Genomic DNA, 19,933 nt, shown 5'->3' with positions numbered 1-19,933 from the left:
TCCGCAGGATACCGGGGGGCGTGGAGCCGGACATGAGTGCGGGCCCCGACCTCGGTGGTCGGGGCCCGCGACGGGGTGCTCCCCCACCAGGACTCGAACCCGGACAAATAGCACCAAAAGCTACTGTGCTGCCAATTACACCATGGGGGACTAAATCCGACTGAACCGGACATCCTGCCGGTCCGTTGGATTGGCCCTCCACACTATGCCGCACCAAGCACCTTCTACGCGACGATAGAGTTCCGCGCTTTGGGAAACGTAGACCACCGGACAGCCGCGGTAGACGTTCCCGGTGTTCTTCCCGGTTGGTCCTCGGGGTGTGCCTCCGTCTCGGTCCGTCATGCGAATGTCCGGTGGAGTTCCGGTGTGGGCTCACCGGAGCGGGTGATGAGCACACGATTCGATTCCGTTCGACGGTTCGACGTGCTGTCCGGGTCACCCGAAAATGAGGTGCGGGCGCCCGTACGCTGGATGCCATGACCGCAACGGGGGCAGACCGGGAAGCGGCGGGGCAGACCACCCGCGGCTACTGGTGGTGGGAGCGGCGACGGAGTGTCGCGCTGGACGTGGGGCTGGCGCTGGTGTCGGCGCTGGAGTGTGCGCTGGAGGGGGTGGCGTTCGCCGGGGACACCGGGTTGCCGGTGTCGCTGGGGGTGGTGTTCGGGCTGCTGGCCGGGTCCGTGCTGCTGGTGCGGCGGCAGTGGCCGATCGCCGTGGTGCTGGTGTCGATCGCGACGACGCCCGCCGAGATGGGCTATCTGATGGGCCTGGTCGGCCTGTACACGCTGGCGGCGTCCGAGGTGCCGCGGCGGATCACCGCGGTGCTGATGAGCATGACCCTGGTGGGGACGTTCATCGTGACGTACGTACGGCTGAAGCAGGGCGTCGACGCGGACGCGGACTTCGGGCCCGGTGACTGGATCGTTCCCCTTCTTTCTCTGCTCGTGGCGCTGGGGCTGACCGCTCCGCCGGTGCTCTTCGGGCTGTACATAGGGGCGCGGCGCCGGCTGATGGAGAGCCTGCGGGAGCGGGCGGACTCGCTGGAGCGGGAGCTGTCGCTGCTGGCGGACCGGGCGGAGGAGCGCGCGGAGTGGGCGCGTACGGAGGAGCGGACGCGGATCGCGCGGGAGATGCACGACGTGGTGGCGCACCGGGTGAGCCTGATGGTGGTGCACGCGGCGGCGCTCCAGGCGGTGGCGCCGAAGGATCCGGCGAAGGCGGTGCGCAACGCGGCGCTGGTGGGTGACATGGGGCGGCAGGCGTTGACGGAGCTGCGGGAGATGCTCGGGGTGCTGCGGTCGGGGGACCCGGTGGCGTCGCGGGTGACGGAGGTGCCGTTGGCGTCGGTGGGGCGTCCGGTCCCGGCGGTGGTGGAGGACGGGCCGCGGCTGGACGCGGTGGAGGTGCTGGTGGGGGAGTCCCGTGCGGCGGGGATGACGGTGGAGCTGTCGGTGGAGGGCGAGGTCCGGCCGTATGCGCCGGAGGTCGAGCAGACGGCGTACCGGGTGGTGCAGGAGGCGTTGACCAACGTGCACAAGCATGCGGCGGGGGCGCGGACGTGGGTGCGGCTGGCGCACCGGGGTGCGGAGGTCGCGATGCAGGTGGAGAACGGTCCGTCGGACGCCGGTACGGCGGACGCGGGGTTGCCGAGCGGGGGCAACGGGCTGGTGGGGATGCGGGAGCGGGTGCTGGGGCTGGGCGGGGTCTTCGTGTCGGGGCCGACGGACGCGGGTGGTTTCCGGGTTTCGGCGGTGCTGCCGGACGGGGCGGCGGGGTCGTCGGTGGTCTGAGGGTGCGGGGGCGGCCGGACGGGGCGGTGTCCCCGGTCCGGCTCCCGCTGTTCTTGCGGGCTCAGCCCGAGGTCAGGCGTTCGGGGAGGATGCCCGTGATCAGGGTGGTGAGGGCGGCGTCGATGTCGGCGCCGAGGAACCAGTCGCCGGTGTGGTCGATGCTGTAGACGCGGCCCTCGGTGTCGATGGCGAGGACCGCCTGGCCGTCGCCCTCCTCGCCGAGGGGGGCGACCTCGGTGTTCAGGGCGCGGCCGAGGTCGCCGAGGGTGCGGGCGAGGTGGAGTCCGCCGAGCGGGTCGATGCGGACGGGCGGGGGTGCGATCTGGCGGCCGGGGGAGGTCGCGGTGATGCGCAGTCCGCCGAATTCGGCCCATGCCTCGACGGCGGCGGGGAAGACGGCGTGGCGGTGGCCGGCGGGTGAGGCGTGGGAGCGCAGGGCGTCGGCCCATTCCTCGGCCTGGCGGATGTCCCAGCGGCCGGGCTGCCAGCCGGCGGCACGCAGGGCGTCGTCGACGGGGACGGCGAAGCGGGTGGAGTGGTGGAGGTCGCGGCGGGCGGGGCCGGACTGGGCGGGGAGGTCGGTGCGTTGCTGCATGGGGGCGGCGTCAGCCCTTCTCGGCGGCGGTGGCCGGCGCCGCGGCGGTGAGGTCGACGGGGCGGACGCCGAAGTGGGCGAGCATGACGGAGCAGGAGCGGCAGGGTGCCGCGTAGCTGCCGTGCAGGGGGTCGCCGTCCTCGCGGATGCGGCGGGCGGTGAGGCGGGCGTGCTTGAGGGCGCGGCGGGCCTCGCCGTTGGTGAGGGGCTTGCGCTGGGCGCGCTTGGAGCGGCCGGTCTCGGCGGCGGTGAGGTGGCGGGAGAGCAGTATGGCCTCGGGGCAGCGGCCGGTGAACCGTTCGCGCTGCGCGGTGGGGAGGGTGTCGAGGAAGTCCTGGACGAGGTGGTGCAGGACGGGTGGCTGGTCGCCCTTGCCCGCGGTGCAGGTGAGGGTTTCGCCGCGTACGGAGAGGGCGGCGGCGACGGCGGGCAGGATGCCGTCGCGGCGCTGGGTCAGCCGGGGGACGCGGTCCGTTTCGTCGCTGCTCCAGCTGAGTCGTGGATCTCCGGTGGTAACGGTCTGTGCTGAGTGTGCGGTGTGCATGGTGCTGTCCCTCCCGTGCCCGCAGCGGCCGCTGCCGAATGTGCACGCCCCCGTGTAGTGCGGGTGACAGCCTGCCAAATGTGTCGGGTCGTGTGAAAGCTGGGTCGGCGAAACGTGTCTGCGTGTCGCGCGGTCGGGGCGGGTTCGTCGCTCTTCCGTCACCCGGTTGTGACGGTTGGTGACGGTGAGGGGTGTGGGGCGACGGGGCGGGACCCGTTCCGGGGGCAGCGCATAGGCTGTGCCTGGACCGCCCCCGTGGGCAGGTCGGTCCTCATCAGCCAGAAGCACAGGGGGCAACCGCCATGACGACAGGTCGGCTCGGGCAGCACGCCGCGCCACCGAACGCGGCCTACGCCGGGCAGCTCGTGCACTTCCCGGATCCGGTCCGGGCGTCGCGTCACCCCAGAGGGGTGCGGATGGATGCGAACGGCTGCCCCGACTTCGCGCCGTACGCGCGCGCCGCCGCCGAGATCGCCGAGCCGCCGCAGGGTTTCGGCGTGGACGAGCTGCGGCTCACGGACTATGTGTCGGCGAACGCGGCGCTGGCGGCGAGCGGGCACGAGCTGTGGGACACGATTCCCGCGGTGGCGACGCCGCACGGCTGGACCTGGCACCACGTGCCGGGGGGCCGGCGGATGGAGCTGGTGCCGGTGGAGGTGAAGGCGCTGCTGCGGCACCACGGCGGTCTGGCGACGACGGCGGTGGACCAGAGCAAGCGGGGGACGCGTCCGCTCCAGGAGACCCGGCCCGCGCACTTCCGGCTGCCGAAGGGTTCGGTGGCGGTGACCGAGCAGCAGATCCAGGGCGTCGAGGAGGATCTGGGGTACCGGCTGCCGGGTGCGTACCGCTCGTTCCTGAAGGCGGCCGGTGGTTCGGCCCCGGTGGGCGCGGCGCTGGACGCGGAGCTGGGGCTGCTGGTGGACCAGCCGTTCTTCACGGTGCGCGAGCAGGCGTCGGTGAATGATCTGGTGTACGTCAACAAGTGTCTGCGGGACCATCTGACGAAGGACTATCTGGGCGTCGGTTTCGTCCAGGGCGGGATCCTCGCGGTGAAGGTGCGGGGCGAGGCGCTGGGTTCGGTGTGGGTGTGTCTGTACGACGACGCGCGTGACCGGGACGGCTGGACGGTGCAGGAGCGGGTGGACCGGTTGCTGCTGCCGTGCGGTGCGGACTTCGACGCGTTCCTCCAGCGGCTGGCGGGCAATCCGCCGGAGCTGGAGACGGTGGCGAACCTGATGGTGGACGGTGGCTTCGCGCGGGCCGTCCCGGTGGAGGGGTGAGCGCGGTGGTGACCTTTGCGCAGGCGCAGGAGCGCGCGGACGAGTGGGTCAACGGGGATGTTCCGGCGTATCAGCACCGGGAGGTCCGGGTCCGTGAGTTCGAACTGGGTTTCGTGGTGTGGGCCGAGGACCGTGCCGAGGGACCGGTGTCGGACGGTGGCCGTCAGCGGCTGGTGATCGCCCGGGACAGTGGTGAGGCGACGCTGTGGCCGGGGCTGCCGGTGGGTGAGGTGATACGGCGGTACGAGGAGGAGTACGGGACCGCGGCGGCGGCGCCGGTGGCTCCGGAGCCTGCGGCGCGGATCGATCTGAACCAGACCTCGTTCCTGCTGAGTCCGCCGGAGTGGCTTCAGGAGGCGGCGGACAAGCTGGGCATCCCGGACCACCGTGCCGGTGCGTCGGGGCAGACGCCCCCGCCGGCCCCGGCGTCCGCCCCGGCTCCGGGGCCCGTGCCTCCGGCTCCGTCCCCGATGGCTCCGCCGCCCCCGCCCGCGATGCCGTCCGCTCCGGCGCCGTCGGCGCCGCAGCCGCCGGTCGGGGCGACGCCGTGGGCGGGTACGGACACGAACGCGGGTTCCGACGAGGGCGAGGTGGCGCTGCCGGCGACGGTGTTCGCGCCGCCGCTCGTGGGGGCCGACGACGAGGAGCTGCCGCCCCGGGTGGTGCCGGCCGACGCGCCGACCGCGCTGATGTCCGGGGGCAGTCAGCTCCCGCCGACGGCGATCGCGCCGGGACTGCCTCCGCAGGGCCTCGGCGGTCCGCAGGGTCCCGGTGGTCCGCAGGCTCCCGGTGGTCCGCAGGCTCCCGGTGGTCCGCAGGCTCCCGGTGGACCGCAGGGGCCGCCGCCGGGCCGGGGCGGTCCGGGCGATATCGCGGACGAGGCGACGAGCAGGGCCCCGATGGCTCCGCGCGGGGCGCGGGGCGGGGGTCCGTCGACCCCGCCGCCGCCCGGTGCGCCCGGTACGCCGGGGGCGCGGCCGGGTGATCCGGTGCCGCCGCCGTCGGGTCCGGGTGCGCCCGGGGCCCCGGCGGGCGGGTACGTCCCGACGCAGATGGTCTCCCAGCTCGGCCCGCCCGGCGCTCCCGGCGCCCCGCAGCCTCCGGGGGTGCCCGGCCCTCCCGGTCCGCCCCCGCCGCCCGGTTCGACGCCGCCGCCCGGCGGTGGTCAGGTGCACCACGCGGCGACGATGCTGGCCGATCCGTCCCAGATGGGTCCCTCGGCGCCGCAGCCTCCGGGTCCGCCCGGTGTTCCGGGTGCGCCGCAGCCTCCGGGTCCGCCCGGGGTGCCCGGAGCTCCGCAGCCGCCCGGTCCGCCGGGTGCGACGCCGCCGCAGCCGCCCGGTCCGCCCGGTGCGACGCCGCCGCCCGGTGGCGGGGTGCACCAGGCGGCGACGATGCTGGCCGATCCGTCCCAGATGGGTCCCTCGGCGCCGCAGCCGCCCGGCCCGCCCGGTCCTCCGGGTCCGCCCGGTGCCCCGATGGGGCCCGGGGGGTCGCTGGGCGGGGCCCCCGGCCCCGTACCGCAGCCCGGTTTTCCGCAGCCGCCGGGCGGTCAGCCGGCCGTCGGCCCCGGCTACCAGGCGGTGCTGCGCTTCCGCGCGCCCGACGGCAGCGAGCAGCAGCTGATCCGCCGTTCGGCGCCGGGCACCCCGCATCCCGAGTGGCAGATGCTGCACGAGCTGCGGGCGATGAACGTGCCGCCGCAGCAGGTCATCGAGCTGCACACGGAGCTGGAGTCGTGCGAGCTGCCGGGCGGGTACTGCGCCCGGATGATCCGGGAGACCTGGCCGCAGGTGCGGATCACCAGCGTCGCTCCGTACGGCACCGACCACGCCAGCCGGCAGCAGGGCATGCAGCATCTGCTGACGCACCAGGGCGAGCTGCACCAGGTGGCGGACGGCCCGGCGCGACCGGCCCCGGTGCGGGCGCCGCTGCCGCCGGTGCAGCCCGCGCCGCCGGTGCCGCCGGAGGCCGTGGCGGAGGAGCTGCTGCAGAGCTTCGGCCCGCAGGGCGTGCTCCGCTTCGACCAGCGGGCGGTCTCCCGGCAGGGGGTGCCGGAGCTGGTGGCGCGGACGCTCGTGTGGGCGGGCCTGCCCGCCGACTTCGGGCCGTTCTTCTGGGCCCAGCCGGGGCAGCCGGTGGTGCCGACGCTGGCGGAGCTGGCCGCGCAGCGGCAGGTGCGGGCGGCCTCGGACGCGGGGTCGTATCTGGTGATGGGGTCGGACTTCGGCCGGGCGATCTGTGTGCAGTACGGGACGGCGAACATCGTGGCCGTGCCGGTGGAGGCGGGCCCGGACGGGCAGCCGGCCGCGCCGCAGTTCGTGAACACGGGGCTGCCCGAGTTCACCCGCTCGCTGGCGCTGCTGGGCCGGATGTGGCGGCTGCGCTACGGGCTCAACCCGGAGCAGGCGGGCCGCTGGACGGTCGACTTCCAGATGCAGCTGGCCGCGCTGGACCCGGCGGCGCTGGCGTCGCCGGAGAGCTGGTGGTCGGTGCTGCTGGAGCAGATGTGGGACGGGTTGCTCTGACCGTACGGCCGGAGCGGTCCGGCGGGGGCGTGGCGCTCCTCTCCTTCGGGGGAGGGGCGCCACGCCCTTTGGTGTGGTGGGGGCGGTGTGACGGGTGGGGCGGGCGGGGGTTGTGATGCGTGTCGCTTCCGTCCGGATTCCATCGAGTTGATTCCGACTTCCGTGTCAATTGCCGCATCCTTGGCGTATTGCTTGATGGTCGGAGAGTCGGAAAGAGGCGTCCAGGATGAGTTCTGCACCGGTGTCCGCGTACGGCTTCGTCGGGGTGCGGGGGCGTGGCTACCGTCCGGAGCAGGTGGAGCGCGTGACGGCCGGGCTGACGGCCGAGCGCGACGGGGCGCGGGAGCGGCTGGCGGAGCTGACGGCGCTGGCGGAGAGTCTGGTGGCGGAGTCGGCCCGGCTGGACGAGGTGGTCGCCGGTCTGGAGCCGCAGGACTACGCGTCACTGGGGGAGCGGGCGCAGGAGATCCTGGCGCTGGCCGAGGACGAGGCGCAGGCGGTGCTGACCGCCGCCCGGGAGGAGGCGCAGGCCCTGCGGGACGCGGCGGAGGCCGCGGCGCGCGCGGTCCGCGAGTCGGCCCGCGCGGACGCGTCCGGGGTGCGTGCGGCGGCGGAGCGGGCGGCCGGTGAGGTGCTGGACGCGGCCGGGGCGCGGGCGGCGGAGGCCCTGGCCGCGGCCCGGCAGGACGCGGGGCAGGTGCGCGAGGAGGCCGAGGCGGCGATGGAGGCGACCCGTTCGCGTACGGCGAGCGTGCTGGCGCACCAGGAGCAGGAGCACGCCGAGCGCGGGGCGGCGGCCGAGCGGGAGCTGGCGGAGGCGGAGGCGCGGTGGTCGGCCCGGGAGGCGGAGCTGACCGAGCGGGCGCAGGCCGCTCTGGAGGCGGCGCGGCGGGCGCGGGCCGAGGCGCAGGAGGCCGCGCGGCACCGGGGCGAGGACGCCGACGCGCGGCGCCGGGAGCTGCTGGCCGAGGCCCGGATGCGTGAGGAGCGGGTGGTGCGGAAGACCGAGCGGATCCTGCGCGAGCACCAGGAGCGGCGCGAGGACGTGCAGGCGCACATGGCGCATGTGCGGGCGTCGCTGGCCGGCCTGACGGGCCGTGAGGTTCCGGCGAAGGACTGACGGGGCCGAGTCCGGGGCCGTACGGGTCCGCGCGCCCCGGCCGGGGCGGGGGCGGTACGTCCGGCGGGGCTCAGGGGCGGGGCCAGGGGCGCTTGGAGAGCTGTTCGATGCCGGTGTTGAACCGCTTGAGGTAGCCCGCGAAGGCGGCGATGTCCTCGTCGGGCCAGTCGGCCATGACCTTGTCGAGTGACTGGACGACGCGTTCGCGTTCCTGGTCGAGCAGGGCAGCTCCCCGGTCGGTGATGCGGAACTTGCGGGCCATGCCGCCCTCGGGGTCGGGGATGCGCTCGACCAGGCCGGCCCGGGTGGCGGCGGCGGTCTGGCGGTTGAGGGTGGAGGCGTCGAGGCCGAAGGCGTCGCTCAGTTCGCCGTTGGACATGGGGCCCTGGACGCGGATGCGGCTGAGCAGGATGTAGGCGCTGCGGTCCATGAGGGCGAACCGGTGCCGGCCGCCCCGGTGGTACGCGAGGTCGTGCCGCCCGAGCAGCATCTGCTCGTACTCCACCTCGTCCGTGGGTCTGGCCATGTCCGGATCCTCCTTCGGCGCTTCGGGTCATGCTCTCATGGGATGTGCATGGAGCACATAATGTGTATGACACATTCCGCATGTATGATGCATGCCTTGTCCCGGCAGGCGGGACCGAGGCAGACCCCGAGGAGTTCTCTTTCATGGATGCCCCACAGCCGACCGTCCGGTCCGGCGGTGTGATCGCCACACTCGCCTTCGCCGGCACCGTGGCGGCGATCATGCAGACCCTGGTGACCCCGCTCATCGCGGAGCTGCCGAAGATCCTCGACACCTCGTCGTCCAACGCCGCCTGGGTGATCACCGTCACCCTGCTCGTCTCGGCGGTGTGCGTCCCGGTCTCCGGCCGCCTCGGCGACCTGCTCGGCAAGCGCCGGATGCTGCTCGTCTGCGCGGTGCCGCTGGTCGTCGGCTCGGTGGTGTGCGCGCTCTCGTCCACCGTCGTCCCGATGATCATCGGCCGCGGCCTCCAGGGCATGGGCATGGGCATGGTGCCGCTCGGCATCGCCCTGCTGCGCGACGTGGTGCCGAAGGAGAAGCTCAGCTCCTCCATCGCGCTGGTCAGCGCCTCCCTCGGCATCGGCGGCGCCCTCGGCCTGCCGATCGCCTCGGCCGTCGCCCAGTACGCCAACTGGCGCGTGCTGTTCTGGGGCTCCGCCGTCCTGGCGCTCGTCATCTTCGCCCTGATCTGGTTCCTGGTCCCGGACGTCCCGGCCGGTGCCAAGGGGCAGCGCTTCGACGCGCTCGGCGCCTTCGGCCTCGCCGTCGGCCTGGTCTGCCTGCTGCTCGCCGTCTCCAAGGGCGCCGACTGGGGCTGGGCCTCCGGCACCACGATCGGCCTGTTCGCCGCCTCCGTCGTGGTCCTCCTGGCCTGGGGCTTCTGGGAGCTGCGCACCACCGACCCGCTGGTCGACCTGCGCACCACCGCCCGCCCCCGGGTGCTGATCACCAACATCGCCTCGCTCTTCGTCGGCTTCGGCATGTACGCCGGCATGCTGATCGCGCCGCAGCTGCTCCAGTTCCCCGAGGCCACCGGCTACGGGCTCGGCCAGTCGATGCTCCAGGCCGGTCTCTGGATGGCCCCCGGCGGCGTCATGATGATGCTCATCTCGCCCTTCGGCGGAAAGCTCACCGACGCCCGGGGCCCGAAGTTCACCCTGATCAGCGGCGTCCTGGTGATCGCCGCCGCCTACGGCATCGGCATCGCGCTCATGGGCTCCGCCTGGGGCCTGATGCTGTTCCTCATGGTCAGCAGCAGCGGTGTCGGTCTCGCCTACGGGGCGATGCCCGCCCTGATCATGAGCTCGGTCCCGGCCTCCGAGACCGCCGCAGCCAACGGCTTCAACACCCTGATGCGCGCGCTGGGCACCTCGATCGGCGCCGCCGTCATCGGTGCGGTCCTCTCCCAGATGACCACCGAGACGGCCGGCTTCACCTTCACCTCCGAGGCGGGCTTCCGCACCGGTCTGATCTTCGGCTGCGGCGTCGCCCTCGTCGCCGCGCTGATCTCCGTGTTCATCCCGGCCGTGCGCGGCGCCGGAGCCACCGGCGCCCCGGCCGACGCGCCCGTCGCCCCCGAGGCGGTCACCGCCAAGGGCTGATCCCGCCCCGCCCGCCGGACGGCCCGGCCGCCTCCCCGCCAGGGGACGGCCGGGCCGTCCGCGTACGCGGGTTCAGGGCCGCCCCGACGGCGGCGCGCCCGCCAGGATCCACGGCTCCTGCCGCTCGTACAGCCGCCGCTCCTCCGCCGCTGTGCGCCGGCCCAGCACCGTGCCCAGCCAGCCCGCGACGAAGCCGACCGGGATGGAGACCAGACCGGTCGTCGTGTACGGGAACCAGTTGAAGTCGTCGTCCGGGAAGACCGAGTCCGGCGAGCCGGAGACCAGATTGGTGCCGGTCATCAGGACGAACACGCTCAGCGTGCCGGCGATGAGCGTGCACAGCAGTCCGGTACGGGTGAAGCGCCGCCAGAACATGCTGTAGACGAGCGCCGGGGCCAGCGCCGAGGCCCCCACGCAGAACGACAGGGTCGCCAGGGCCTGGAGGTTCCAGTGCCGGGCCGGGACCGCCAGCGCGATGGTCACCAGACCCACCACCACCGCCGCGCCCTGCGCGGCGGCCATCTCCGTCGGACCGTCCACCGGCCGCCGCTCCGGGCCGCGCACCCCGTGCGCGAACAGGTCGTGGGCCAGGGAGTTGGCGCAGGCCAGGATCATTCCGGCGACGGAGGCCAGCAGGGTCAGGAAGATCGCGGTGGTCATCGCCGTGACGGCCAGCGCCCCGCCCCGGCCGCCCGCCGCGACCACCCCGCTGACCTGGAGGATCGCGCTGTTGCCCTGGGGCGCGGCGGCGGTGATGGCGTCGTGGCCGACGAGCGCGGCGGCCCCGACGCCGATCAGGAAGAGCAGCGGGCACAGGGCGACGACCACGGTGACCGCCCAGGACATCGAGCGGCGGATGGCCGGGGCGGTGAGCGCGCTGGACATCCGCATGGTGATGTGCGGCAGACAGGCCGTGCCGAGCACGACGGTCAGCTCCGAGCTGATCATGTCGGCCGCGTTCCCGCCGAACTGGAGCCCGGAGCGCAGATACGCCCCGCCCGCCCCGCTGCCCTCCTTCGCGGCGGCGAACAGCGCCCCGGTGTCCCAGTGGAAGCGGTTCAGGATCAGCACGGAGACGGTGAGGCAGGCGGTGAACAGCACCACGATCTTGACGATGTGGACGAGCGCGGTGCCCTTCATCCCGCCGATCGCCGCATAGCCGATGATCACGATCCCGAGGACGACGACGCATCCGGTGCGGAAGTCGGAGCCGTCGAACCCCAGGATGAAGGCGAGGAGTTCGCCGCTGCTGGCGAGCTGGAAGACCATCATCGGCAGCAGCGCGGCCAGGGTGGCCGCGCACGCGGTGATCCGCACGGCCCGGCCCGGGGCCCGGCGGGTGAGCATGTCGCCCATGGTGAACCGGCCCGCGTTGCGCAGGGGTTCGGCCAGCAGGAACATCAGCAGCATCAGCGAGAGCGCGGTGCTCAGGGTGAGTACGAGGCCGTCGTAGCCGGTGAGGGCGATGATGCCGGTGGTGCCGAGGACGGTGGCGGCCGAGATGTAGTCGCCGGCGATGGCGAGCCCGCCCCGGAGCGGGGAGAGCGAGCGGTAGCCGGTGTAGAACTCGTCCAGGTCGTCGCGGTCGGGCCCGGTCAGCACGCAGAGCAGCAGCGTGATCGTGGCCACCGCGACGAAGGCGGCCAGGGACATGGACTGCGCGGACTCGTCGAAGCCGTTCATCGGTGGGCCGCCGTCCGGCGCAGGCCCGCCGCGCGGGGGTCCACGGTCCGCCGCGCGATCCGCTCGTACAGCGCGATCGCCAGCAGGGTGACGGGCAGTTGGCACAGTCCGAGGGCCAGACCGACGGTCAGCCCGCCGCCCACGGGCCTGCCCATGAAGGACGGGGCGAAGCCCGACAGGACCAGGAACAGCGTGAAGTAGCCGAGCGCGGTGAAGGTCGCGGTGCGCCGCAGCAGCCGGTAGGCGGCGCGCAGCCGGCGGAGGTCCCCGTGGTTCCCGGGCGCGGGGGTGAGCGCGGGGGGAGAGGGGGTGGCCGGTGGGGCGGTCCCGAGCGCGGACTGTCGCGGAGTGGTGCGCCGGGCGGGGTGCGGGGGGTCGTACGACATGGTGGTGCCGCTCCTCGCATGCTCGTGCGGTGCGGGAAGCGAACGTTACTCGCCGGTATGCGCGACTGGGGAGAGGTTTCGGTGAACTCCCCTTGTTCCGTACGGGAGTTGGCCGTAATTCGCCCCTCCTGGGCCGTCGTCGGGACGGCGGTGGACACGATCGTGCCGTCGACGGCCGCCAGCGCCATGCACAGCATCAGCGCGGCGACCACGGGACCGCGCCCCCGGGCCGCCGGAGAAGGGGCGGGTCCGGTTCCGGACCCCGATATCGCCTCTGTGCCGCCGTCCGTGGAGCCCACCAGGATTCCTTCCCTATGCATGTATCCGCCGGACACTGTCTCACCTGCGGCTGCCGGTGGGCAGGGGGCGCGGAGCGCCGGCCGGGCGGCCCGACGGCTCCACCCAGGGGTGGGGACCCGGGGGCGCAGTCCCCGAGAGCGGCATCCGCCCAGAGGAGCAGACCCCTAGGGGGAGCTCCTTACATCCGCCCAGGGACCGTTCCTCCCGCCGGAGGACGTGCCCGCTCCCCCCCGCTCCGTAGCGTTGTCGACAGACCGCGAGTGCGGGGGACCGGAAGGGACGGGGTGGGGAAAACCCCACCCGAAGACTGCGCTGCGCACCAGCGCGCAGGACCCCCTCCGACGACCAGACTTCACCACAGACGGCGACACCGCGTCGCCGACCGACCGAGGAGAAAACCGTGACAACGGCTGTCAGCATTCCCAGGCACGGGGGCACTGGAGGGCGTACGGCCGTGGCTGCGCGGGCGCGGCAGGTCGTCAAGGCGTACGGCACCGGGGAGACCCGGGTCGTCGCCCTCGACCATGTCGACGTGGACATCACCCGCGGCCAGTTCACGGCCATCATGGGCCCGTCCGGCTCCGGCAAGTCGACGCTCATGCACTGCCTCGCCGGACTGGACACCGTGACCTCCGGTCAGATCCACCTGGCGGAGACCGAGATCACCGGTCTCAAGGACAAGAAGCTCACCCAGCTGCGCCGCGACCGCATCGGCTTCATCTTCCAGGCGTTCAACCTGCTGCCGACGCTCAACGCCCTGGAGAACATCACGCTTCCCATGGACATCGCGGGCCGCAAGCCCGACGCCGCCTGGCTCCACCAGGTCGTGGAGACCGTGGGCCTGGCCGGCCGGCTCAAGCACCGCCCGACCGAGCTCTCCGGCGGCCAGCAGCAGCGCGTCGCCGTGGCCCGCGCGCTCGCCGCCCAGCCCGAGATCATCTTCGGCGACGAGCCCACCGGAAACCTGGACTCGCGGGCCGGCGCCGAGGTGCTGACCTTCCTGCGCAAGTCCGTCGACGAGCTGGGCCAGACCATCGTCATGGTCACCCACGACCCGGTCGCCGCCTCCTACGCCGACCGCGTCCTCTACCTCGCGGACGGCCGGATCGTGGACGAGATGCTCAACCCCACCGCCGACCAGGTGCTGGACCGCATGAAGGACTTCGACGCGCGCGGGCGGACGTCATGACCGTGTGGAAGACCTCGATGCGCAACTTCTTCGCGCACAAGGGACGCATGGCGCTCTCCGCCGTCGCCGTCCTGCTCTCGGTGGCGTTCGTGTGCGGCACGCTCGTCTTCACCGACACGATGAACACCACCTTCGACAAGCTGTTCGCGGCGACGTCGGCCGACGTCACGGTCAGCCCCAAGGCGGCCAAGGTCACCGACATGCCGGAGAACGGCAAGCCGGAGTCGCTGCCCGCCTCCCTCGTCGCCCGGGTCGCGAAGGCCGAGGGCGTCGAGAAGGCCGAGGGCGCCGTCTCCAGCGGCTCGGTCACCGTCGTCGACAGCCACAACAAGAACATGGGCTCCGACACCGGCGCCCCCACCCTCGCCGGCAACTGGACCTCCAACGACCTGCGGTCCATGGAGATCACCTCCGGCCACGCCCCGCGCGGCCCGACCGAGGTCATGGTCGACGCCGACACCGCCGACAAGCACGGCCTGAAGCTCGGTGACGAGCTGCGCACCATCACCGTCACCGGCGACATCCGCGCGAAGATCACCGGCATCGCCACCTTCAAGGTCACCAACCCGGGCGCGGCCGTCGTCTACCTCGACACGGCCACCGCGCAGCAGCGGCTCCTGGGCCGCCCCGACGCCTTCACCCAGATCTCCGTCACCGCCGCGTCCGGCGTCAGCGACGCCGTGCTGAAGCAGAACGTCACCAAGGCCCTCGACGGCTCGGGCGCGTACAAGGTCCGCACCCAGAAGGAGGCCGCGGCCGAGAACAAGGACTCCATGGGGTCCTTCCTGGACGTGATGAAGTACGCGATGCTCGGCTTCGCCGGGATCGCCTTCCTCGTCGGCATCTTCCTCATCGTCAACACCTTCTCCATGCTGGTCGCCCAGCGCACCCGCGAGATCGGCCTGATGCGGGCCATCGGCTCCAGCCGCAAGCAGGTCAACCGGTCCGTGCTGATCGAGGCGGTCCTGCTCGGCATCGTCGGCTCCGTCCTCGGCGTGGGCGCCGGCGTCGGACTGGCCGTCGGCCTGATGAAGGCCATGGGCGCCATCGGCATGGAGCTGTCCACCGAGGACCTCACCATCGCCTGGACGACCCCCGTGGTCGGCCTCGCGCTCGGCATCATCGTCACCGTCCTCGCCGCGTACATCCCGGCCCGCCGGGCCGGCAAGGTCTCCCCGATGGCCGCCCTGCGCGACGCCGGGACGCCCGCCGACGCCCGCTCGGGCTGGATCCGCGCCGGCATCGGCCTGGTCCTCACCGGCGGCGGCGCAGCGGCCCTGTGGGCCACCACCCGGGCCGACAAGGCGAGCGACGGCTCCGCGTACCTCGGGCTCGGCGTCGTGCTCACGCTCATCGGCTTCATCGTGATCGGCCCGCTGCTGGCCGGGATCGTCGTCCGGGCGCTCAGCGTCGTCGTCCTGCGGCTCTTCGGCCCGGTCGGCCGGCTCGCCGAGCGCAACGCCCTGCGCAACCCCCGCCGCACCGGCGCCACCGGCGCCGCCCTGATGATCGGCCTGGCCCTGGTGGCCTGCCTCTCGGTCGTCGGCTCCTCGATGGTCGCCTCGGCCACCGACGAACTCGACAAGTCCGTGGGCACCGACTTCATCGTGCAGTCGGGCAGCGGCCAGCTGATCGTGCCGCAGGCCGCCGAGGCCGTCGAGAAGACCCCCGGAATCGACCACGTCACCCACTACCGGGTCCTCAAGGCGGACCTCACCAACCCCGACGGCTCCACCGACGACACCCACGTCACGGCCGCCGACCCCACCTACCCCGAGGACCTGCGGCGCGAGACCGTCGCCGGCGATCTGGCCGCCGCCTACGGCGAGAACGCCATGTCGGTCGGCTCGGACTACGCCGACAAGCACGGCATCAAGGTCGGCGACACGATCACCGTCGACTTCAAGGCGGGCGACACCGCGAAGCTGAAGGTCGCGGCCATCACCTCCGACGACACCAACGTCGACCAGGGCGCGATGTACCTGAGCACCGCGACCGCCCAGCGCCACATCGCGCAGGGCAGCATGCCCTCGGACATGCTGCTGTTCGCCATGGCCGAGGACGGCAAGGAGAAGGAGGCGTACGCCGCCCTCAAGAGCTCGCTCGACGCCTACCCCCAGTACAAGGTGCAGAACCAGGCCGACTTCAAGCAGGACCTGAAGGACCAGATCGGCCAGCTCCTGAACATCGTGTACGGACTGCTCGCCCTGGCGATCATCGTCGCGGTCCTGGGCGTCGTGAACACCCTCGCCCTCTCGGTGGTCGAGCGGACACGGGAGATCGGCCTGATGCGCGCCATCGGCCTCTCCCGCCGCCAGCTGCGCCGGATGATCCGCCTGGAATCCGTGGTCATCGCCCTCTTCGGCGCCCTGCTCGGGCTCGGTCTGGGCATGAGCTGGGGCACCTCGGCCCAGAAGCTGCTGTCCCTGGAAGGTCTCCAGGTCCTGGAGATCCCCTGGCCGACGATCATCGCGGTCTTCGTCGGCTCCGCCTTCGTCGGACTGTTCGCCGCCCTGGTCCCGGCCTTCCGGGCCGGCCGGATGAACGTCCTCAACGCCATCGCGACCGACGGCTGAGGCAGACCCGCCCTAGACTGACCGCACCGGCCCCGGACGTTCCTCCAAACGCCCGGGGCCGGAATCGTGCGCCGGGTCCGGCCGTCCCGCCCGTCGGCGGGGCGGCTGTCGGCGCGGAGTCGTAGGCTGGGAACCCCGGCCCCTCCGGGGCGGTTCCCGGACCCCCGCGGGCGGGGAACCGCCCGCGGCACGTGTCGGGTCCTTCGCGTTGCCCCAGGGCGGCGCCCTCTGGCGGCAGCCGGCCGTCAGGACACCCCTCACCACCCGGACGGAAGCCCTTCATGAGCCTGCACGGTCTGCTGGATGTCGTCGTACGTGATCCGGCGCTCGACGAAGCGGTGAAGGCCGCCGTCGACGGCCACCGCATGCACATCGACCTGGTCGGCCCGCCGGCCGCGCGACCCTTCACCGTCGCCGCGCTGGCCCGGGACGCCCGGCGCACCGTGCTCGCCGTCACCGCCACCGGCCGCGAGGCCGAGGACCTGGCCGCCGCGCTGCGCACCCTGCTGCCCGCCGACTCGATCGCGGAGTTCCCGTCCTGGGAGACCCTGCCGCACGAACGGCTCTCGCCCCGCTCCGACACCGTGGGACGCCGGCTCGCCGTGCTGCGCCGGCTCGCGCACCCCCGCGCCGACGACCCCGAGACCGGCCCGGTCTCCGTCGTCGTCGCACCGATCCGCTCCGTGCTCCAGCCGCAGGTCAAGGGGCTCGGGGACCTGGAGCCCGTGGCGCTGCGCACCGGACAGAGCGCCGATCTCGGCGCGACCGTCGAAGCACTGGCGGCCGCCGCCTACGCCCGGGTCGAACTGGTCGAGAAGCGCGGCGAGTTCGCGGTGCGCGGCGGCATCCTGGACGTCTTCCCGCCGACCGAGGAGCACCCGCTGCGGGTGGAGTTCTGGGGCGACGACGTCGAGGAGATCCGCTACTTCAAGGTCGCCGACCAGCGCTCCCTGGAGGTCGCCGAGCACGGCCTGTGGGCGCCGCCCTGCCGCGAGCTGCTCCTCACCGACGAGGTACGGGAGCGGGCCGCCGCCCTCGCCCAGGCCCACCCCGAGCTGGGCGAACTGCTCGACAAGATCGCCGAGGGCATCGCGGTCGAGGGCATGGAATCGCTCGCCCCGGTCCTCGTCGACGACATGGAACTGCTGCTCGACGTGCTGCCCGAGGGTGCGATGACCGTCGTCTGCGACCCCGAGCGGGTCCGGACCCGGGCCGCCGACCTCGTCGCCACCAGCCAGGAGTTCCTCCAGGCCTCGTGGGCGGCGACGGCCGGCGGGGGAGAGGCTCCGATCGACGTCGGCGCGGCCTCGCTGCGCGGCATCGCGGACGTCCGCGACCGCGCCCGCGAGCTGGGCATGATGTGGTGGTCGCTCTCCCCGTTCGCCGCCGACGAGGAGCTGGACGACGACACCCTGAAGCTCCGGATGCACGCCCCGGAGACGTACCGGGGCGACACCGCCCGCGCCCTCGCGGACACCAAGGGCTGGCTGGCCGACGGCTGGCGCACGGTCTACGTCACCGAGGGCCAGGGCCTCGCCTCCCGCACCGTCGAGGTGCTGAGCGGCGAGGGCATCCCCGCTCGCCTCGACCCGGACCTGGCCGAGGTCACCCCCTCCGTCGTCCACGTCTCCTGTGGCGCCATCGACCACGGCTTCGTCGATCCGGCGCTGAAGCTCGCCGTGCTCACCGAGACCGACCTCACCGGCCAGCGCACCGCCACCAAGGACCTGGGCCGGATGCCGGCCCGCCGCAGGAAGACCATCGACCCGCTGACGCTGGAGACCGGCGACTACATCGTCCACGAACAGCACGGCGTGGGCCGCTACATCGAGATGGTGCAGCGCACGGTCCAGGGCGCCACCCGTGAGTACCTGCTCGTGGAGTACGCCCCCGCCAAGCGCGGCCAGCCCGGCGACCGGCTGTACATCCCCACCGACCAGCTGGAGCAGGTCACCAAGTACGTCGGCGGCGAGGCCCCCACGCTGCACCGGCTCGGCGGTGCCGACTGGACCAAGACCAAGGCGCGCGCCAAGAAGGCAGTCAAGGAGATCGCCGCCGACCTGATCAAGCTCTACTCGGCGCGGATGGCCGCCCCCGGCCACACCTTCGGCCCGGACACCCCCTGGCAGCGCGAGCTGGAGGACGCCTTCCCGTACGCGGAGACGCCCGACCAGCTCACCACCATCGCCGAGGTCAAGGAGGACATGGAGAAGTCCGTCCCGATGGACCGGCTGATCTGCGGCGACGTCGGCTACGGCAAGACCGAGATCGCCGTCCGGGCGGCCTTCAAGGCGGTCCAGGACGGCAAGCAGGTCGCCGTCCTCGTCCCCACCACCCTCCTCGTCCAGCAGCACTACGGCACCTTCACCGAGCGCTACTCCCAGTTCCCCGTCACCGTGCGGGCGCTCAGCCGCTTCCAGTCGGAGACCGAGTCCAAGGCGACCCTCGAAGGGCTCCGCGAGGGCTCCGTCGACCTGGTCATCGGCACCCACCGCCTCTTCTCCTCCGAGACGAAGTTCAAAGACCTGGGCCTGGTCATCGTCGACGAGGAGCAGCGCTTCGGCGTCGAGCACAAGGAGCAGCTGAAGAAGCTCCGCGCCAACGTGGACGTCCTCACCATGTCCGCGACGCCCATCCCCCGTACGCTCGAAATGGCGGTCACCGGCATCCGCGAGATGTCGACGATCACCACCCCGCCCGAGGAGCGCCACCCGGTGCTCACCTTCGTCGGCCCGTACGAGGAGAAGCAGATCGGCGCGGCCATCCGCCGCGAACTGCTCCGCGAGGGCCAGGCGTTCTACATCCACAACCGGGTGGAGTCCATCGACCGGGCCGCCGCCCGGCTGCGCGAGATCGTCCCCGAGGCGCGGATCGCCACGGCGCACGGGCAGATGTCCGAACAGGCCCTGGAACAGGTCGTGGTGGACTTCTGGGAGAAGAAGTTCGACGTCCTGGTCTCCACGACGATCGTGGAGTCCGGCATCGACATCTCCAACGCCAACACCCTGATCGTGGAGCGCGGCGACAACTTCGGCCTCTCCCAGCTGCACCAGTTGCGCGGCCGGGTCGGCCGCGGCCGCGACCGGGGGTACGCCTACTTCCTCTACCCGCCGGAGAAGCCGCTCACCGAGACCGCCCACGAACGTCTGGCGACCATCGCCCAGCACACCGAGATGGGCGCCGGCATGTACGTGGCGATGAAGGACCTGGAGATCCGCGGCGCGGGCAATCTGCTCGGCGGCGAGCAGTCCGGCCACATCGCGGGCGTCGGCTTCGACCTGTACGTCCGGATGGTCGGCGAGGCCGTCGCGGACTACCGGGCCTCCCTGGAGGGCGGGGTGGAGGAGGAGCCGCCGCTGGAGGTCAAGATCGAGCTGCCGGTCGACGCGCACGTCCCGCACGACTACGCCCCCGGCGAGCGGCTGCGCCTCCAGGCATACCGCTCGATTGCCTCGGCCTCCTCGGAGGACGACATCAGGGCGGTGCGCGAGGAGCTGACCGACCGCTACGGCAAACTGCCGGAGCCCGTGGAGAACCTGCTGCTGGTGGCCGGTCTGCGGATGCTGGCCCGCGCCTGCGGGGTGGGTGACATCGTGCTCCAGGGGCCGAACATCCGCTTCGCCCCGGTGGAGCTGCGCGAATCGCAGGAGCTGCGGCTCAAGCGCCTCTACCCGAAGACGGTGATCAAGCCGGCCGTGCACCAGATCCTGGTGCCGCGCCCCACCACCGGGAAGATCGGCGGAAAGCCGGTCGTGGGCCGCGAACTGCTGGCGTGGACCGGGGAGTTCCTGACGACGATCCTGGGCTCGTGACCG

At 72.8% G+C, this 19,933-nt stretch carries 13 protein-coding genes and 1 tRNA gene; 8 read left to right on the top strand and 6 right to left on the bottom strand.

Translation table 11 applies throughout. The features are described from left to right. Positions 1-78: 78 nt before the first annotated feature. A tRNA-Gln gene (locus ACWCXC_RS06920) sits at positions 79-150 on the bottom strand. A gap of 326 nt (positions 151-476) precedes the next feature. Between ACWCXC_RS06920 and ACWCXC_RS06915 the strand changes: the two genes are divergently transcribed. After that, on the top strand, positions 477-1,790 hold the full coding sequence (locus ACWCXC_RS06915) for a sensor histidine kinase (protein WP_450685907.1): 1,314 nt from the start codon (positions 477-479) through the stop codon (positions 1,788-1,790). Positions 1,791-1,851: 61 nt separating this feature from the next. On the opposite strand, the gene ACWCXC_RS06910 is transcribed toward ACWCXC_RS06915, so the two are convergent. Together ACWCXC_RS06910 and ACWCXC_RS06905 are read right to left on the bottom strand one after the other, a co-directional pair. After that, positions 1,852-2,385, bottom strand: coding sequence for an SUKH-3 domain-containing protein (locus tag ACWCXC_RS06910; protein WP_450685908.1), 534 nt, complete (start codon positions 2,383-2,385; stop codon positions 1,852-1,854). Positions 2,386-2,395: 10 nt separating this feature from the next. After that, positions 2,396-2,929 (bottom strand): YwqJ-related putative deaminase, encoded by a 534-nt coding sequence (locus ACWCXC_RS06905; protein ID WP_450685909.1) that lies wholly within the window; start codon positions 2,927-2,929, stop codon positions 2,396-2,398. A gap of 302 nt (positions 2,930-3,231) precedes the next feature. On the opposite strand from ACWCXC_RS06905, the gene ACWCXC_RS06900 reads away from it, so the two are divergent. The 3 genes from ACWCXC_RS06900 (at position 3,232) to ACWCXC_RS06890 (ending at position 7,857) form a co-directional block, all read left to right on the top strand. Next, positions 3,232-4,209, top strand: coding sequence for an SMI1/KNR4 family protein (locus ACWCXC_RS06900; protein WP_450685910.1), 978 nt, complete (start codon positions 3,232-3,234; stop codon positions 4,207-4,209). A gap of 5 nt (positions 4,210-4,214) precedes the next feature. After that, positions 4,215-6,737: an SUKH-4 family immunity protein gene (locus ACWCXC_RS06895; RefSeq protein WP_450887082.1), complete on the top strand. Its 2,523-nt coding sequence runs from the start codon at positions 4,215-4,217 to the stop codon at positions 6,735-6,737. Positions 6,738-6,963: 226 nt separating this feature from the next. After that, entirely contained in the window at positions 6,964-7,857 is an 894-nt protein-coding gene (locus tag ACWCXC_RS06890; RefSeq protein WP_450887081.1) for a cellulose-binding protein, read from the top strand. A gap of 70 nt (positions 7,858-7,927) precedes the next feature. On the opposite strand, the gene ACWCXC_RS06885 is transcribed toward ACWCXC_RS06890, so the two are convergent. Further along, the gene (locus ACWCXC_RS06885; RefSeq protein WP_450684178.1) at positions 7,928-8,383 is read right to left on the bottom strand and encodes a MarR family winged helix-turn-helix transcriptional regulator; all 456 of its coding nucleotides are present in this window, start codon (positions 8,381-8,383) and stop codon (positions 7,928-7,930) included. A gap of 143 nt (positions 8,384-8,526) precedes the next feature. On the opposite strand from ACWCXC_RS06885, the gene ACWCXC_RS06880 reads away from it, so the two are divergent. Beyond that, the gene (locus ACWCXC_RS06880; protein ID WP_450684179.1) at positions 8,527-9,984 is read left to right on the top strand and encodes an MFS transporter; all 1,458 of its coding nucleotides are present in this window, start codon (positions 8,527-8,529) and stop codon (positions 9,982-9,984) included. A gap of 72 nt (positions 9,985-10,056) precedes the next feature. Here ACWCXC_RS06880 and ACWCXC_RS06875 read toward each other — a convergent pair whose 3' ends face one another. Together ACWCXC_RS06875 and ACWCXC_RS06870 are read right to left on the bottom strand one after the other, a co-directional pair. Beyond that, positions 10,057-11,667: a sodium/solute symporter gene (locus tag ACWCXC_RS06875; protein ID WP_450684180.1), complete on the bottom strand. Its 1,611-nt coding sequence runs from the start codon at positions 11,665-11,667 to the stop codon at positions 10,057-10,059. Then, complete coding sequence (locus ACWCXC_RS06870; RefSeq protein WP_450684181.1) at positions 11,664-12,053, bottom strand: DUF485 domain-containing protein; 390 nt, start codon at positions 12,051-12,053, stop codon at positions 11,664-11,666. The genes ACWCXC_RS06875 and ACWCXC_RS06870 overlap by 4 nt, the downstream gene beginning before the upstream one ends. A gap of 700 nt (positions 12,054-12,753) precedes the next feature. On the opposite strand from ACWCXC_RS06870, the gene ACWCXC_RS06865 reads away from it, so the two are divergent. The 3 genes from ACWCXC_RS06865 (at position 12,754) to mfd (ending at position 19,930) form a co-directional block, all read left to right on the top strand. Beyond that, a complete protein-coding gene (locus ACWCXC_RS06865; protein ID WP_450684183.1) occupies positions 12,754-13,542 on the top strand; it encodes an ABC transporter ATP-binding protein in 789 nt (262 codons plus the stop codon). Beyond that, complete coding sequence (locus tag ACWCXC_RS06860; RefSeq protein ID WP_450887079.1) at positions 13,539-16,118, top strand: ABC transporter permease; 2,580 nt, start codon at positions 13,539-13,541, stop codon at positions 16,116-16,118. Before ACWCXC_RS06865 ends, ACWCXC_RS06860 begins: the two co-directional genes overlap by 4 nt. A 281-nt stretch (positions 16,119-16,399) precedes the next feature. Beyond that, positions 16,400-19,930 (top strand): transcription-repair coupling factor, encoded by a 3,531-nt coding sequence (gene mfd / locus ACWCXC_RS06855; RefSeq protein ID WP_450684185.1) that lies wholly within the window; start codon positions 16,400-16,402, stop codon positions 19,928-19,930. The last annotated feature ends 3 nt before the right edge of the window (positions 19,931-19,933 follow it).

Source organism: Streptomyces sp. NPDC001515 (assembly GCF_053597115.1).
Note: the sequence above shows the minus strand (reverse complement) of the source record. Positions and strands in the feature narration are given on the sequence as shown.

What these genes read in the sequence shown, in the direction of transcription:
- ACWCXC_RS06915 (WP_450685907.1), top strand. Translation starts at nt 477, where the DNA reads ATGACCGCAACGGGGGCAGACCGGGAAGCGGCGGGGCAGACCACCCGC.
- ACWCXC_RS06910 (WP_450685908.1), bottom strand. Translation starts at nt 2,385, where the DNA reads ATGCAGCAACGCACCGACCTCCCCGCCCAGTCCGGCCCCGCCCGCCGC.
- ACWCXC_RS06905 (WP_450685909.1), bottom strand. Translation starts at nt 2,929, where the DNA reads ATGCACACCGCACACTCAGCACAGACCGTTACCACCGGAGATCCACGA.
- ACWCXC_RS06900 (WP_450685910.1), top strand. Translation starts at nt 3,232, where the DNA reads ATGACGACAGGTCGGCTCGGGCAGCACGCCGCGCCACCGAACGCGGCC.
- ACWCXC_RS06890 (WP_450887081.1), top strand. Translation starts at nt 6,964, where the DNA reads ATGAGTTCTGCACCGGTGTCCGCGTACGGCTTCGTCGGGGTGCGGGGG.
- ACWCXC_RS06885 (WP_450684178.1), bottom strand. Translation starts at nt 8,383, where the DNA reads ATGGCCAGACCCACGGACGAGGTGGAGTACGAGCAGATGCTGCTCGGG.
- ACWCXC_RS06880 (WP_450684179.1), top strand. Translation starts at nt 8,527, where the DNA reads ATGGATGCCCCACAGCCGACCGTCCGGTCCGGCGGTGTGATCGCCACA.
- ACWCXC_RS06875 (WP_450684180.1), bottom strand. Translation starts at nt 11,667, where the DNA reads ATGAACGGCTTCGACGAGTCCGCGCAGTCCATGTCCCTGGCCGCCTTC.
- ACWCXC_RS06870 (WP_450684181.1), bottom strand. Translation starts at nt 12,053, where the DNA reads ATGTCGTACGACCCCCCGCACCCCGCCCGGCGCACCACTCCGCGACAG.
- ACWCXC_RS06860 (WP_450887079.1), top strand. Translation starts at nt 13,539, where the DNA reads ATGACCGTGTGGAAGACCTCGATGCGCAACTTCTTCGCGCACAAGGGA.
- mfd (WP_450684185.1), top strand. Translation starts at nt 16,400, where the DNA reads ATGAGCCTGCACGGTCTGCTGGATGTCGTCGTACGTGATCCGGCGCTC.